We start from the raw sequence: 15,228 nt of genomic DNA on the forward strand, positions 1-15,228 counted from the left end.
CTCACACCCCCGCCGGGGTGCGGGCCTTCGCCGTCAGGCTTCGCGGAATCAAGGAGCTCGGGTAACCGGTCCAGCCCAGCCAGAGCGCATCGCGGGCGCGGGTCATCGCGACGAACAGCTGGCGCCGGACCTGGGCGAGATAGGCGTCACGGTTCTCCTTGTCACGGTGGTGGATCTGTTTGCCGGCCTGATCGAGGCAGGGCAGCAGGATCTGCTTGAACTCGAGGCCCTTGGCCCGCTGGTAGGTGCCGACCTTGATGCGGTCGTTGGGCCGGCCGTCGTAATCCTTCAACTGCTGGGTGGGCAGCCCTCGCTGAGCGAGGAGATGGCCGTACTCCTTGGCCATGGCGTTGGTCGGTACGAGGACCGCGATGTCTCCGCCGCCGACACCGGGCGCGGTGACGGCCTCTTCGGCGGCGTCGACCAGGGCGGTGTCGTGGTCCTGCCTGGTGCGGGCGGCGATCACCGTCGGCGCCGGTCCGGTACGCGTGATCCGGATGCCCCGGTCGCCCGGCTCGGGCCGGTCCGTGCCGTCGTCGAAGTGATGGTCGCGGACGACAGCTGCGCGGCGGCGAAAACCTCGTGGGTGTTGCGGTAGTTCTCGGTCAGGACGTGCGAGCGGCCGACGACGTTGATCCCCAGGGAGGCGAGGTTGAAGCCGCCCGGATAGATGGACTGCTGTCCGTCGCCGACCAGCAGCAGGCCGTTGGGCCGGTCACCGACGACGGCGTACAACAGGCGCAGCGCGGCATCCGTGAGGTCCTGAGCCTCGTCGACGATGACCGCGTCGTACTCGGGGGGACGGTTCTTCGCGATCTCGTACGCTCGCAGGAGAACGTCGGTGAAATCGGCCGTGCCGCGGGCGGCGAGCTCGCGCTCGTAAGCTTTGGTGAGTTTCCAGACCTCTTCCCGCAGTTCCCGGGAAAGCGGAGTGCCGCGACCGCTGCGCTCGACGGAAAGGTACGCGTCGAGGGTGGGCAGCGCCCGGCCCCGGACCACCCAGTCGACCTCCTCCTTGAGGAAGGGCGCCCACAGGCCCGCCTGGGCGAGCCTCGTCCCCTTGCCCGCGCATTGCTGGACGGCGGCGTTCCAGGCCTCGTCGGCAGTCGGGGGGTGCAAGGGAACCGGCGCGCGGTGGCGCCGGAGATAGCCGGCGGCCCAGCTGTGCACGCCGGCGAACTCGATCCGGGCCTGCTCGTCGGGCGCCCACCGGCCGAAGACCTCGTCATAGATGGCCGGCAGGTTCCGCACGTAAGTGGTGAACAGGATTCGTTTGTTCCCGGCGGCGAGCCGCCGGGCCCGGTGCAGGGCCACGACGGTCTTGCCGGTGCCGGCCGCGCCGCGGATGCGGGCCGGGCCGTTGTAGTCACGATCGACGAGGCCACGCTGGGCCGGGTCGAGGTAGACCATCCAGTCCTCGATCGGGCGGGTGAGAACGTCAGCGAGCCGGTCGGCGGGGACGTGGACGAACTCCGGGCTCGACGCGGGTGTCCGCAGCGCCTCGACGATCCGGGGATCCTCCGGTGCGGGTGGCTCCTGGGCCGGCTCGGCAAGGGCGTCGACGGCAGCGACGGTGCCGTCGGGGTTGCCGTACATGACGAGATTCATGGCCTTCTCCCACGCGGCCGGGCGCATCGTCGTCTCGATGGAGAGGAGGTCGTCATCGGTGTCCATGCGGCGCAGGACGGGGACCTCCTGCGGCTCGAAGCCCAGCTGCGCGAGATCGGCGTCGTTCCACGCCATGAACAGCCGGCCTTCCTCGGCCCGGCGGTCCTGGTAGGAGACCGGTTCGCCGCTGACCGGATCCTGGTCCATGACGTGCAGGATGTGCCGGGTGTCGTCGATCTCGATCTTGAGGCGTTCCGCGCGCCGGTAGACGGCGTCGTGTTCGCCGAAGAGCAACAGGACGATGACGTGACCGACACGACGCCAGATCAGGCGATGACCCTGGTTGGTGACGTACGACGTGAACGTGTCCTGCTGGGCGCCCTTCACCCGGTGCGACTGGAGCTGCGGGTTCTTGAACGGCTTCATCGCCAGCTGGGTCAGTGTCTGAGCGACCGCGGACATGATGTCCTGCCGGTTGAGATATCGCGAGAGACAGTCCTGGAAGAGCGGCGTGTAACGGTGGTCGTACATGCGTCCTCCTGCGCGGCGCAACCGTCTCTGACGTTACCGGCCCCGCGGCCGAGATTCCGCGAAACGCTGTCGCCGTGCGCGCTGCCGGCCGGCCGTCCGGCAGAAACGCTTCCGGAAGCTTCCCGAAATTTGCCATCGTCAGATTCGCCCGCCACCGGCCTGCGATCAATCGCCGATGGAAGAAACAGCTGTTCGTGGGCATCTCTCGTTTCCGGAAGTTTTCCGGAAGGTTGACATGCGGACTCACGTGTATCGATACTCCGGGCGGAACCATCACGTCGGGTCGGTCACCACTCGGCCGGCTGCACGTCGATGGACAACCGCTGATTGAAGGAGGTCGCGTGAGCCGGAGCCCGGACCAGCGAAAGACATGGACGAAGATGGCAGTGCCGGCGGCAGTGCTGCTGGCGGCCGGCGGCGTGGCGCTGGTCCAGCCGACCACGCCGGCCGCCGCGGCCGAGACCACGTTGCGGGCGGCCGCCGCCAAGGCCGGCCTCTTCTTCGGGGTCGCCGCGTCGCCCGGCCGGCTCAGTCCGATCGTGGCGCAGGAGTTCAGCCAGCTCACTCCCGAGAACGACATGAAGCCGTCCACGATCGCCACGTCGAGCGGCGGGCTGCAGAACACCGGTGCCGCGGACACTCTGGTGAACTACGCGCAGACCAACAACATGCTGGTCCGTGGCCACACGATGGTGTGGCACTCGCAGGCCGGCTCGTTGCAGGGCGCCGGCCAGGCGACGCTCAACACCTTCATCGGCAATGCCCTGACCAGGTGGGGTAACAAGATCGCGTATTGGGACGTGGTCAACGAGGCGCTGGACGACAACAACACCGGCGGCCGCCGCACGGTGTGGCCGCACAGCCTGAACCGCGACGCTAACGGCGACGGTGACTTCTTCGACGCGACCGACACCGACGTCATCCGGGACTCGTTCGCCCGGGCCGAGCAGGTCGTCGCGGCCAACGGCCTGACCACCAAGCTCTGCATCAACGACTATGACGTCGAGGGCCTCACGGTCCGGGGCGGCGCCGCCAACCGCAAGGCCGACGCGCTGTACGACATCGTCCGGAACTACCGGCAGTACATCGACTGCGTCGGGTTCCAGGCGCACTTCAACGACAACCCGAACAGCATCATCAGCGGCGACCTGCAGGCCAACATCCAGCGGTTCGCCGATCTCGGCGTCGAGGTGCACATCACCGAACTCGACATCGACGACGACCTGAGCAACAACGACATCGGCCAGGGCCAGGCGGAGAACTACCGCAAGGTCGTACGCGCTTGTCTGAATGTCGCGAAGTGCACCGGCATCACGGTGTGGGGCATCGCGGACAGCGAGTCGTGGCGTGCCTCCGAGCGGGGTCTGCTGTTCACCGGCGGCAACGGCAGCTATCAGAAGAAGGCTGCCTACACCGCGGTGCTGGACGAGCTGAACAAGGGCCGCCAGGACTCGCCGGCCAGCCCGCCGGTGTCGTCGAGCCCATCGGTCTCCCCGTCCGGCTCACCGTCGTCCTCCCCGTCGACCAGCACACCGCCGCTTCCCGCCGGCTGCTCGGCGTCGGTCTCGCTCAACTCGTGGAACGGCGGTTTCGTCGCCACGGTGCGGGTCACCGCCGGCTCCGCGCCGATCAACGGCTGGTCCGTCGGCGTGACGCTGCCGAGTGGTGCGGCCTTGTCCAACTGGTGGAACAGCACCGCCTCGGGCACCAGCGGCGCTGTGCGATTCGGCAACGTGAGCTACAACGGCCGCGTCGCCGCGGGACAGAGCACCGAGTTCGGCTTCCAGGGCACCGGCTCCGCCGGCAACCTCACTGCCGGCTGTACGGCTTCCTGATGCCCTCCGCGTGCGGGGCGGGCACTGCCCGCCCCGCACGCGGAGGGTCATCGAGTCGTACACGTGATGATCGCCGGCACGTTGTCGGCGCCGTTCGCGGCGGCGATGAGGCCGAAGCTGGTGGAACCGCGGGCGGGTAGCGCGCCGTTGTAAGCCGCGTTGGACACGGCCACGGTCGGCCCGCTCTGGGTGTACGAGCCGTTCCAGACCTGATTGATGACCTGACCGTTCGGGAACGCCCACGTCACGGTCCATCCGTTGATCGGCGTGGCTCCGGCCGTCACCGTCACCTCTGCCTGAAACCCGCCGGTCCACGAGCTGGTCACGGCGTACGTGGCCGTCGCACCCACCGACGGTCCGGTGCTCGAACTCGCCGATGCCGATGCCGATGCCGATGGCGATGGCGTTGCGCCGGGACGGGCCGCCCGGTACGAGTGGCCGGCCCGGACGGCGAGTTGGACGACGTCGCTCTCGGGCCGGGTGACCGCCGGCGTGCTGCCGTCGGTGAGGTCGACGACGGTGTGGTTGGTGGTGAACAGGCGGGCGCGGAGTTTCACGGTGCCGTCGCGGTCCGCCCGGATGACGAACTCGTCGGCCTGACCGGCGGTCCACGCCAGGGAGACGGTGTAGCCGCCGCGGCCCCGCAGGCCGGTGACCTGCCCGGTGGGCCAGGCCGCGGGCAGTGCGGGCAGCAGGTGCAGCTCGGCGTTGTGACTGTGCAGCAGCATCTCCGTGATCCCGGAGGTGGCGCCGAAGTTGCCGTCGATCTGGAACGGCGGGTGCAGATCGAACATGTTCGGAGCGAGCCGGTCCGTGCGAACGAGATCGCGGAGCAGCTTGTGAGCGCGCGCCCCGTCCTCCAGCCGCGCCCAGAAGTTGATTTTCCAGGCCAGCGACCAGCCGGTCCCGTCGTCGCCGCGCAGGTCCAGGGTCCGGCGCGCGGCCGCGTGCAACTGGGGTGTGCCGCGCCTGGTGATCTGGTTGCTGGGGTGCAGGCCGTACAGGTGGGAGACGTGCCGGTGGTTGCGTTCGGTCTCCACCCAGTCGGCCTGCCATTCCTGAATGTTGCCGCGGGAACCGATGCGCGTCGGCGCCAGCCGGTCGCGGGCGGCCCGAACCTGCGCACGCCATGCGGCATCCGTCGCCAGCACCTCGCCGGCGCGATCGCAGGCGGTGAACAGGTCGCGCAGGATCTGGTTGTCCATGGTGGGCCCGGCGCAGACACTGGCGTCGGCGTGATGCGCCAGCTCGGGCGAGTTCGACGGGTTGGTGACCAGATATCCGCGGGACGGATCGGTCACCAGGGTGTCGAGGAAGAACTGGGTGGCACCCCGCAACGCCGGATAGTGCTGCCGCAGGAAGCCCTGGTCGCCGGTGAACTGGAAGTGGTCCCAGATCATGGTGGCGAGCCAGGCGCCACCGGTCTGCCACATCCCCCAGAACGCTCCGTCGACGACGGAGGAGCCGCGCCACGCATCGGTGTTGTGGTGCGCGACCCAGCCGCCGGCGCCGTACTGGACCTGGGCGGTGCGGGCCCCGGTGACTGTCAGGTCCCGGATCATGTCGAAGACCGGTGCGTAGCACTCCGCGAGATTCGTCGTGTCGGCCGGCCAGTAGTTCATCGGCAGGTTGGCGTTGAGCGTGTACTTCGAGTCCCACTGGGGTGCCGTCTGGTCGTTCCAGATGCCCTGCAGGTTCGCCGGCTGTGTGCCGGGCCGGGAGGAGGAGATCAGCAGGTACCGGCCGTACTGGAAGAGCAGCGCCGCGAACTGGGGGTCGTCCTGGCCGGTGTGCTGCGCGATCCGCACATCGGTGGTCTGGTCGGCCGCCGCGGTGCGGCCCAGATCGATCGTGACCCGGCCGAACAACGCCTGGTGATCGGCCAGGTGCCGGCTGCGCAGCTGGTCGTGGGTGAGGGTCCGCGCGGCGCTGAGGCGGCTGCGGGCGATGCCCTGATGATCGCCGTTGACGGTCCGGTAGTCGACGTAGCTGGAGCCGATCGACACGAGGAGGGTCACGCTGGTGGCCCCGGTGATCCGCAGCGTCCCGCCGGAGCTGGTCACGGAACCGCCGGTGGTGACGGCATGGGCCAGGGCGTGGAACCGGACCTTGCCGGAGATGCCCTCCATCGTGCCCGAGACGCCGTCCAGCGCGATCGTGGCCCCGTCCGGGCTGGACACCGTGGTGCGCTGAGGACTGTCGAAGGTCGCCGTCACGCTGACGGCGGCGGCCCGGTCGGCCGTCAATCGCATCACGATGACCTGATCCGGCGCACTGGCGAACACCTCCCGCCGGTGGCGCACGCCGCCCGCCACATAAGTCACCGAAGCGGTCGCCGTGGTGAGATCGAGTGTCCGTTCGTACTGTGAGACCGCGCCGGACGGGAAGGCGAGACGCAGGTTGCCGACGGTCTGATAGGCCAGCTGCCCACCCGGGCTGCCCATCATCGTCTGGTTGATGAGGTTCTGCGCCTGGCTCCACTGGTCGGCGAACACCAGCCGCCGGATCTCGGCCAGCGCCGCCGCGCCGCGGGTGTTGCTGGAGTCGTACGGCCCGCCGGCCCAGACGGTGTCCTCGTTGAGCTGCACCAGCTCCGGTCCGGCGTTGCCGAACACCATGGCGCCGAGGCGGCCGTTGCCGATCGGCAGGGCGCGCAGCCAATCGGTGCCCGCACCCTCGTCGTACCGGAGCACCAGGTCGTTGACTGCCGCCGCGCTCGTGGCGGGCGATCCGGCTCCGGTGGCCTCGCCCATTCCGGCCGGCACCATCGCGGCGCCCACGCCGGCGGCTCCGGCGGCGAGGAGGTGCCGGCGCGTCACATGGCTCATGAGACCTCCTGGCTTCCGCGCCTTGATAAAGGCGACTGGCGATGCAAGGGAATGTTAACCATAATAAGCGAGTGATGTATTCACCGGGTTTTCCCGCTCGGTGAATGTTTTTGCGAACCTAAAAGTGTTACGCCGAGGCTCTGGCCGGTTGATCTCGCTCGCAGGCGCGTTTCACGTTCGCTTACCGAGCCTAATCAGATATAGGCGCTCACCGTTTGACGGCGGCCATTAGTTAACGCTAACTTCTCGATTGTGTAATACCCGGCGACGCCCACACACCACGTTGGCCGCGAGCGTGCCGGTCATCGCGGGCGCCGCGAGGTGTCCCCGGCGGAAGGAAACCGTTCATGACAACACGTGCCAACGGTTCGTGGCGATCACGCGGCTGGGCCGCGACAGCGGCCCTGCTCCTGGCCTCGGCCGGGGCGCTGGTGGTCTCCCCGGCGCCCGCACGGGCCGCGACGGCGATCACCATCAACGGCTCGTCCGCCGGCCGGGTGTTCGACGGTGTCGGGGCGATCAGTGGCGGCGGCGGCAACAGCCGTCTGCTGTTCGACTATCCGGAGCCGCAGCGCAGCGAGATCCTCGACTATCTGTTCAAGCCCGGTTACGGCGCGGCGATGCAGATCATGAAGGTGGAGATCGGCGGCGACACCAACTCCACCTCCGGCGCGGAACCCAGCCACCAGCACACCCGGGGCGCGGTGAACTGCAACCGCGGGTACGAGTGGTGGATGATGGCCCAGGCGAAGGCCCGCAATCCGAACATCAAGCTCGTCGGGTTGTCGTGGGGAGCTCCGGGATGGATCGGCAACGGCAACTTCTGGTCCAGCGACTCGATCGACTACCTGATCTCCTGGCTCGGATGCGCCGCCTCCCACGGTCTGACGATCGACTACCTCGGCGGCTGGAACGAACGTGGCCGCGACCTGAACTGGTACAAGAACCTGCGCTCGGCCCTGAACTCCCGCGGGTACGCCACCGTCAGGATCGTGGCGTCGGACGACTTCGGCTGGGGTTCCGCTGACGACGCGCTGCGCGACCCCGCTTTCGGAGCCGCTGTCTCGGTGTTCGGCAGCCACTACGTGTGCGGCTATCGCAGCGCGCAGACCACCTGCCCGAGTTCGGCGAACGCCGTGAACTCCGGCAAGACGCTGTGGGCCAGCGAGAACGGTTCCGACGACTACAACGCCGGTGCGCCGGCGCTGGCCCGCGGCATCAACCGCGACTACATCGACGGGAAGATGACCGCGTACCTGAACTGGCCGGTCATCGCCGCGGTCACCCCGAACGTCCCGTGGTCCACCACGGGGGTGGCCGTGGCGCCGCAACCCTGGTCCGGCTACTACTCGATCGGCCTCAGCACCTGGGTGATGGCCCACACGACCCAGTTCACCGCGCCCGGATGGCGTTATCTGGACAGCGCGACCGGCTACCTCGGCGGCAACCGCAACAACGGCAGCTACGTCTCGCTGAGGTCCCCGGCCGGCGGCGACTACAGCGCCGTCATCGAGACGGCCGACGCCGGATCCGCCCAGGATCTCCAGGTGACCGTCACTGGCGGGCTGTCGAACGGGACCGTCCGCGTGTGGTCCACGAACCTCCGGTCGGGCAATCCGGCCGACCACTTCGTCCGGCGCGCCGACATCGCCCTGTCGAACGGCTCGTTCCCGCTGACCGTCCAGCCCGGGCACGTCTACAGCATCACGACCACCACCGGGGCGGGCCGGGGCACCGCGACCAGCCCCGCCCAGGGCGTGCTGGCGCTGCCGTACGCCGACGACTTCGACGGCTACGGGACCGGGCGGCAGGCGAAGTACCTGTCGGACCACCAGGGATCGTTCGAGGTGACCCCGTGCGCGGCCGGCCGCACCGGTCAGTGCGTCCGGCAGATGTCGGAGCAGGCGCCGATCTACTGGACGTCGGGCCACGCCGAGCCGTTCACGCTGCTGGGCGACGTGAGCTGGCGCAACTACACCGTCTCCTCGGACGTCCTGCTGGAGAAGAGCGGCTACGCCGAGCTCGTCGGACGGGCCGGCAGCTACAACCACGACGCCCCGCACAACCTCAACGCCTACTACTTGCGGGTGGCCGACAACGGCGCGTGGTCCATCCGCAGCAACAGCACCAGCGGCACCCGGCGCACCCTGGCCGCCGGGACCACGGCGGCCCTGGGCATCGGCCGCTGGCACAAACTGTCGCTGACGCTCAACGGCAGCACCCTCACCGCGGCTGTCGACGGCGTCACCGTGGGCAGCGCCTCCGACTCCGCGTGGGTCGCCGGGCAGATCGGCTACGCCACCGGGCAGGGAGTGACCGCCCAGTTCGACAATCTGTCCGTCACCCCGCTCGGCACCGGTCCGGGTCCCACCGGCGAGATCCGCGGTGCGGGCTCCAACCGCTGCCTCGACGTCAACGCGCAGAGCCAGTCCGACGGGGCGGTCGTCCAGGTCTGGGACTGCAACGGCGGCGCCAACCAGAGGTGGACGGCGACCACCGGCAATCAGCTGACCGTCTACGGCACCAAGTGCCTCGACGCTCCCAGCGCCGCCACCGGCGCCCGGGTCCGGATCTGGTCCTGCACCGGCGGTGCCGATCAACAGTGGCGGCTCAACGCCGACGGCACTGTCACCGGCATCCGGTCCGGCCTGTGCCTGGACGTGACCGGCCAGGGAACGGCCAACGGCACCGCGGTCACCTTGTGGACCTGCAACGGCGGCAGCAACCAGCGATGGATCAGATCGTGATCGGCGAACGGGCCGCGGGGTGGCCGTCCGAGCGGGAGGAGACCCGGGTGAGAAACACCGTTGCGGTGCTGGCCGCGTTGGTCGTTGCGGTCGTACCGGCGGTCACCGCCGCGGCCGCGACGCCCGCCGCGGCCGCGGTCCAGGCGACCTACTACGTCGCGCCCGACGGGGACGACAGCAACGCGGGTTCGCTCACAGCGCCGTTGCGCACCCTGCAGCGCGCGCGGGACGTCGTCCGCTCCGCCACGCCCACCATGAGCGGCGACATCCACGTTCTCCTGCGTGGCGGCAGTTATCCGGTGAGCAGCACGATCGAGTTCGGGCCGGCCGACTCCGGTACGGGCGGTCACCGGGTGGTCTACGCCGCCTACCCGAACGAGACGCCGGTGCTCGACGGCGGGGTCCCGGTGACGGGCTGGACCCAGCACAGCGGCAACATCTGGAAGGCTCCGCTCAGCCGTGCCACCAAGCTGCGGGCGCTCTACGTCAACGGCAAACGGGCGGTCATGGCCTCGAAGACGATCGTCTCGGCCGGGTGCCACGGGACGTACGCCGTCACCGCGGGCCAGGCCGACTGGGCGTGGGAGTCGGGGTCGCAGTGCGCCGGCGCCCGGTACAGCGCCGCCGACTTCCCGGCGATCGCCGCCAACCACGACGACATCGAGATCGAGACGGCGACGACCTGGACCACGGCGGTCGTCGGCGTGCGCCAGGTGACCACCGAGGGCGGCAACCGGGTGGCGCTCTTCCAGCAGCCCGGGGCAGCGATCGCCCAGGGCGCCTTCAACGGCAACGCGCAGGTCGGCGGCACCCATCAGGTCAGGAACGCCTACGAGTTCCTGGACACCCCGGGTGAGTTCTTCTTCGACAGGGCCGGCCGGACGCTCTACTACTACAAGTCCGGTGCCGACGACATGCCGGCCGCCTCCGTCTTCGCGCCCACCACCGTGACCACCGTGCTGCGCGTCGCCGGCACATCGACGAGCAACCACGCCCGCAACATCACCTTCTCCGGCCTCACCGTGCGGCACTCCGACTGGAACCTCACGAACGTGGCCGGCTCGGTGTACAAGCAGGCGCAGCAGGGCAACCTCAGCGCGATCGCCTACGCCAGGCAGAACTTCCACGCCTATCACTACCGCAACGTCGACGTGACGCCCGGCATCGTCCACCTGCAGAACGCGGACGGGATCCTGCTGGAGCGCAACCGGATCCAGCACACCGGCGCCGACGGGATCAACATGATCAACGACGTGCAGAACAGCCGGCTGATCGGGAATCACACCAGCGACATCGCCGGATCAGCGATCACGGTCGGGCATCCCCAGCACGTCTACCTCGGTGACCACACGGCGGGCAACCGCGAGAAATATCCGGCCACCGTCGAGGGACTCTGCCGGAACATCGAGATCAAGAACAATTTTCTGTACGACAGCGCGGTGCTCTTCAACGGGCACAGCCCGATCTCGGCGTACTTCGCCGACACCCTGACCGTGCAGCACAACCGGATCGAGAAAGCGCCGTGGGCCGGCATCACGCTCGGCTGGGGATGGTGGAACTTCGACGGCTCGGCCGGGTCGATCGTGCCCGGCCGGCCGACCACCACGGCACGCAACAACACGATCAGTCACAACCAGATCATCGACACGGTGCAGCGTCTGAGCGACACCGCACCGATCTACACCCTCGGCAGCCAGCCGGGAACGACGATCACCGGCAACTATCTGCAGGGCGTTCCCGCCGGCCACAAATACGGGCTGCACCCGGACGAGGGCTCGGCGTTCCTGACCTTCCGCGACAACCTGCTCAGCGTCGACAAGAACGTCACCTGGCTCATCAACTCCGACGACTTCGGGCGCAAGCACGACCTGAGCATCACGCAGACGTACGGGCCGATCAACAAGGTCTCCAACAAGAACCTGCCCGGCAGCACGATCCAGGACATCCTCGTTTCGGCCGACTACGTGTGGCCGGCAGCCGCGTACCAGATCGCCGTCGACTCCGGGCTGCAGGACGCGTACCAAGACATCGTCCCACCGGTGAATCTGTCCCTGCCGGACCACGTCCTGCCGGCCAGCACGTTCACCGGCAGCGGGACATCGACGCTGCGGATCCGCAGCGCCGGGGACGCCGGCAAGAAGATCTGGCTCGCGCCCTCCGGCACGACCAACTTCGCCACCGGATCGACGATGACGACCGCCGGCGGCGCCGCCACCTCCATCGCGATCCCGTCGGCGACCGGTGACTACCGGCTCTTCGTCGTGGACGCCCAGGGCAACCGGTCGGCCGAGTCCCGGTCGATCGTCCGGCGCCAGGGCGGCGGTCAGCAGAGCGGGCAGCTCGTGGGTGGTCAATCGGGGCGGTGCGTCGACGTGCCCGGCGCCTCGACCGCGAACGGCACCCAGGTGCAGCTGTGGGACTGCGCCGGCAGCGTGCAGCAGCGATGGTCGTACACCGCGGGCAAGCAGTTGACGGTGTACGGCACCAAGTGCCTGGACGCCAACGGCAACGGTGCGGTGAACGGCACCGCGGTCATCATCTGGGACTGCCATGGCGGGCTCAATCAGCAATGGGACGTCAACGCGGCCGGGACCATCACGAGCGCCCGGTCCGGACTGTGCCTCGATGCCACCAACGCCGCCGTCGCGAACGGCACGAAGATGATTCTCTGGTCGTGCAACGGTGGCGCGAACCAGCGTTGGACATGGAGTAGTTGAGTCCGGGGGACCGCTGTCCCGGCCGGCGAGAGCCGACCGGGACAGCGGTTCTCACGGCCATCGGTTCTCATGGCCGCCGGAGACAGCGGTCACCGCCTCGACCAGAGCTGGTTGGGGGAACCCGCGCAGGTCCAGAAGATGGTGGCGGTGCCGTTGACGGTGGCCCCGCCGTTGACGTCCAGGCACAGGCCCGACTGCGCGTTGCGGATCGTGCCGCCGGAGGTGAACGCCCACCGCTGGTTGGCCCCGCCGCTGCAGTCCCACAGCTGCGCCTTGGTGCCGGCCGTGGCACCGGTGGGGGAGTCGAGGCACTTGCCTACCGAGCGGAGAGTCTGCCCGTCGTACGCCCACCGCTGGTTCGCGGCGCCGCTGCAGTCCCAGATGATCGGCTGAGTGCCGTTGGCGGTGCTGCCGTTCGGGACGTCCAGGCATCGCCCCGAGCCGGCGCCGACCAGCGCTGCGCCGGTGGCCGGGACCGGCTCGCCGATGGATCCCGGCACCGAGCGCAGCGCCGCGTACCAGACGGCGGCCATCTTGTCGTAGCCGCCGGCGGTCGGATGGATGCCGTCGATCAGGTCACCGGTGGTGAGCGCGGAGGACATGTCGACGAGGTGCACCCGCTTGCCCGCCGCCAGCCTGCTCTGCACGATGCCGGGGACGGCGGCGTTGAAGGTGCGGGCGGCAGCCGCCTGGCCGGCGTTGGCCAGCGGGATGATGGTGGCCACGAAGACGTCAGCCGACGGCGCCGCGCCGGTGATGCGGTCGATCAGGGCGGACAGCCGGCCCGGCGCACCGGCCACGTTGTAGTTCTGCAGGATGTCGTTCGTGCCGATGTGCAGCAGCACAGTGCGCGGAGTGGTGCCGCGCAGCCAGCCGCTGACGTTGGCGTCGATCTGGTCGATGCGCCATCCGGGGTGGCCCTGGTGGTCGTGGTCGCCGAGGGAGGCCGGCCCGTTGAACTGGGACCCGACGAAGTCCACCCGATATCCGGCGGTCGCCACCCGCTGCCACAGGCCGATCCGGTAGCCGCCGGGCACCTGCGTGCCCTCGGTGATGGAGTCGCCCAGCGGCATGACGCGGGTACCGCCGTTGGACTCCGCCGCGGCCGGGCCGGGCCGGCTCGTGACACCGATGGCGGTCAATGCGACCGTGAGGGCGACGGCGAGAAGCAATCGTCTTCGTCCGGGCATGGTGATGTCTCCTCCTTGACGTTGGGAGCGCTAACAAAGCTTGGCTCGGAGGTTGCCAGGGTCAGATGAAACATTCAAGAGGGTCTTCATGGCGCGGGCCGCGAACCGGTGATCCACCGATGAGTAACAGAAAGTTTTCTCCCTGGATCATTCCGCGAAGATGACGCTAAAACAGGGGGAAAACTGTAACGCGAGCGTACTTTCGTTAGTCGTCGTCGTTTCTGTGGAGCGGCAAGAATCGGTGCCTTGAAACGGCCGTAACCATCTGGCAATATCGGCTCCAGAATGTGAGCGCTCTCATTCTTTCGCGCGTCAGCTCTCGGTCAAGAGGGCTGATCCGTCGCCGGCCGAGGGACCGGCGACCGGCGCGCACCCCCGGCCCTGCGCCGGCCGGGGGTGCGTACGCCGCAATATATCGACTTGCTTCGATTTGTTTGGCCCGCACTCTGGCGTACCGGTGGACGGCCGTTCTACCGTCGCTGCATGGTGTCGCGTCGATCCCTCCTGCAAGCCGCACCGCTCGCCGCGGCCGCGCTCGCCGCTCCCGCCCACGCGCGCCGGCGAGCCGCCTCACCGAGTCACGAGCGCGTACCACCCGATCCGGCCTCGGCGTCGGGCGCCGCGGTCGCCGTCCGTGGTTTCACCGCCGACCTGTACCGCTCGCTCGCCGCAGCGTCCCGCGACAGCAACGTGGTGTGCGCCCCGTACTCGGTCGCGCTCGCGCTGGCCATGACGCGGGCCGGCGCCGGAAGCACCACGGCGGACGAGATGGACACGGTGCTGCACGCGCCGCAGCCGCGCCCCGCCGCGCTCGACAACGGGCTCAACACCGTTGATCAGCTGCTGGCGGGCCGGTACCAGGACGGCGACGGCATCAAGACGCCCAAGCTGACCACCGCCAACGCCCTGTGGACGCGACTCGACCTCGCCCTGCTGCCACCCTTCCAGAACGTTCTGGCGGGCTACTACGGTGCCGCGGCACACCCTGTCGACTTCCGCGGGGCGACGGAGGCCGCCCGTCAGGAGATCAACGCCTGGGCGTCGGAGCGGACCAACGCGAGGATTCCGGAGCTGCTGCAGTCCGGCTCGCTAAGTGCCGACACGACTCTGATCCTGACGAACACCATCTACTTGAAAGCGCCGTGGACGTACCCGTTCAGCGTCTCCGCGACCGCGACAGCGCCGTTCACCCGCGACGACGGCCGGGTCGTCGACGTGCCGCTGATGCGGGGGCCGTTCGACCGGATGGGCTATCTCCACGGAGACGGCTGGCGCGCCGTCGACGTGCCGTTCGCCGACGGCAGCCTCGCCATGGCGATCGTCATGCCGACCGGGCCGGGCCTCGCCGCGGTCGAGGCGCTGCTCGACGAGGCGTGGCTGGCCGCCCTGCTGCGCGGCTTCCGCACCCAGGACATCCGGTTGCGGCTGCCGAAGTGGACGTTCCGGCTGCCGGTCCAGCTCGGCGCCACGCTGAGCGGGCTCGGCATGCCGACCGCCTTCACGTCGCGGGCCGACCTGACCGGGATGAGCACCGAGCCGTCCTTGAAGATCGACGATGTGGTGCACGAGACGTTCATCGGGGTGGACGAGAAGGGCGCCGAGGCGGCCGCGGCGTCGGCCGTGATCGTCCGGCCGCCGTCGATCCCCAGCGGGCCCGACTTCTTCGTCGACCGGCCGTTCCTGTACGTCATCCACCACCGGCCGAGCGGCGTGCCGCTGTTCATCGGCCGCGTCCACGACCCCACGGTGACAAGCACTGCCGGCTGATCGGC

8 protein-coding genes are annotated in these 15,228 nt (G+C 69.0%); 4 read left to right on the forward strand and 4 right to left on the reverse strand.

Annotated features, from left to right (window positions below; translation table 11 throughout):
* Nucleotide 1: 1 nt before the first annotated feature.
* Together AC0NH5_RS34395 and AC0NH5_RS34400 are read right to left on the reverse strand one after the other, a co-directional pair.
* A complete protein-coding gene (locus tag AC0NH5_RS34395) occupies nt 2-466 on the reverse strand; it encodes a 3'-5' exonuclease (protein WP_474411190.1) in 465 nt (154 codons plus the stop codon).
* Complete coding sequence (locus tag AC0NH5_RS34400; protein ID WP_474411191.1) at nt 463-2,139, reverse strand: UvrD-helicase domain-containing protein; 1,677 nt, start codon at nt 2,137-2,139, stop codon at nt 463-465. Before AC0NH5_RS34400 ends, AC0NH5_RS34395 begins: the two co-directional genes overlap by 4 nt.
* 341 nt (nt 2,140-2,480) lie before the next feature.
* On the opposite strand from AC0NH5_RS34400, the gene AC0NH5_RS34405 reads away from it, so the two are divergent.
* Nucleotides 2,481-3,974 (forward strand): endo-1,4-beta-xylanase, encoded by a 1,494-nt coding sequence (locus AC0NH5_RS34405; RefSeq protein ID WP_474411193.1) that lies wholly within the window; start codon nt 2,481-2,483, stop codon nt 3,972-3,974.
* Between the two features lie 47 nt (nt 3,975-4,021).
* On the opposite strand, the gene AC0NH5_RS34410 is transcribed toward AC0NH5_RS34405, so the two are convergent.
* A complete protein-coding gene (locus AC0NH5_RS34410) occupies nt 4,022-6,802 on the reverse strand; it encodes a glycosyl hydrolase family 95 catalytic domain-containing protein (RefSeq protein WP_474411195.1) in 2,781 nt (926 codons plus the stop codon).
* Between the two features lie 347 nt (nt 6,803-7,149).
* Between AC0NH5_RS34410 and AC0NH5_RS34415 the strand changes: the two genes are divergently transcribed.
* Complete coding sequence (locus tag AC0NH5_RS34415; protein WP_474411197.1) at nt 7,150-9,549, forward strand: ricin-type beta-trefoil lectin domain protein; 2,400 nt, start codon at nt 7,150-7,152, stop codon at nt 9,547-9,549.
* On the forward strand, nt 9,534-12,266 hold the full coding sequence (locus tag AC0NH5_RS34420; RefSeq protein ID WP_474411199.1) for a ricin-type beta-trefoil lectin domain protein: 2,733 nt from the start codon (nt 9,534-9,536) through the stop codon (nt 12,264-12,266). Before AC0NH5_RS34415 ends, AC0NH5_RS34420 begins: the two co-directional genes overlap by 16 nt.
* 89 nt (nt 12,267-12,355) lie before the next feature.
* Here AC0NH5_RS34420 and AC0NH5_RS34425 read toward each other — a convergent pair whose 3' ends face one another.
* Nucleotides 12,356-13,456, reverse strand: a complete 1,101-nt coding sequence (locus tag AC0NH5_RS34425) for a ricin-type beta-trefoil lectin domain protein (RefSeq protein ID WP_474411201.1) — start codon at nt 13,454-13,456, stop codon at nt 12,356-12,358.
* A gap of 483 nt (nt 13,457-13,939) precedes the next feature.
* On the opposite strand from AC0NH5_RS34425, the gene AC0NH5_RS34430 reads away from it, so the two are divergent.
* Complete coding sequence (locus AC0NH5_RS34430) at nt 13,940-15,223, forward strand: serpin family protein (protein ID WP_474411203.1); 1,284 nt, start codon at nt 13,940-13,942, stop codon at nt 15,221-15,223.
* The last annotated feature ends 5 nt before the right edge of the window (nt 15,224-15,228 follow it).

The organism is Actinoplanes sp. 13, from assembly GCF_056134165.1.

Coding starts and splice junctions, on each gene's coding strand:
- AC0NH5_RS34400 (WP_474411191.1), bottom strand. CDS start 2,139: ATGTACGACCACCGTTACACGCCGCTCTTCCAGGACTGTCTCTCGCGA.
- AC0NH5_RS34410 (WP_474411195.1), bottom strand. CDS start 6,802: ATGAGCCATGTGACGCGCCGGCACCTCCTCGCCGCCGGAGCCGCCGGC.
- AC0NH5_RS34415 (WP_474411197.1), top strand. CDS start 7,150: ATGACAACACGTGCCAACGGTTCGTGGCGATCACGCGGCTGGGCCGCG.
- AC0NH5_RS34420 (WP_474411199.1), top strand. CDS start 9,534: ATGGATCAGATCGTGATCGGCGAACGGGCCGCGGGGTGGCCGTCCGAG.
- AC0NH5_RS34425 (WP_474411201.1), bottom strand. CDS start 13,456: ATGCCCGGACGAAGACGATTGCTTCTCGCCGTCGCCCTCACGGTCGCA.
- AC0NH5_RS34430 (WP_474411203.1), top strand. CDS start 13,940: ATGGTGTCGCGTCGATCCCTCCTGCAAGCCGCACCGCTCGCCGCGGCC.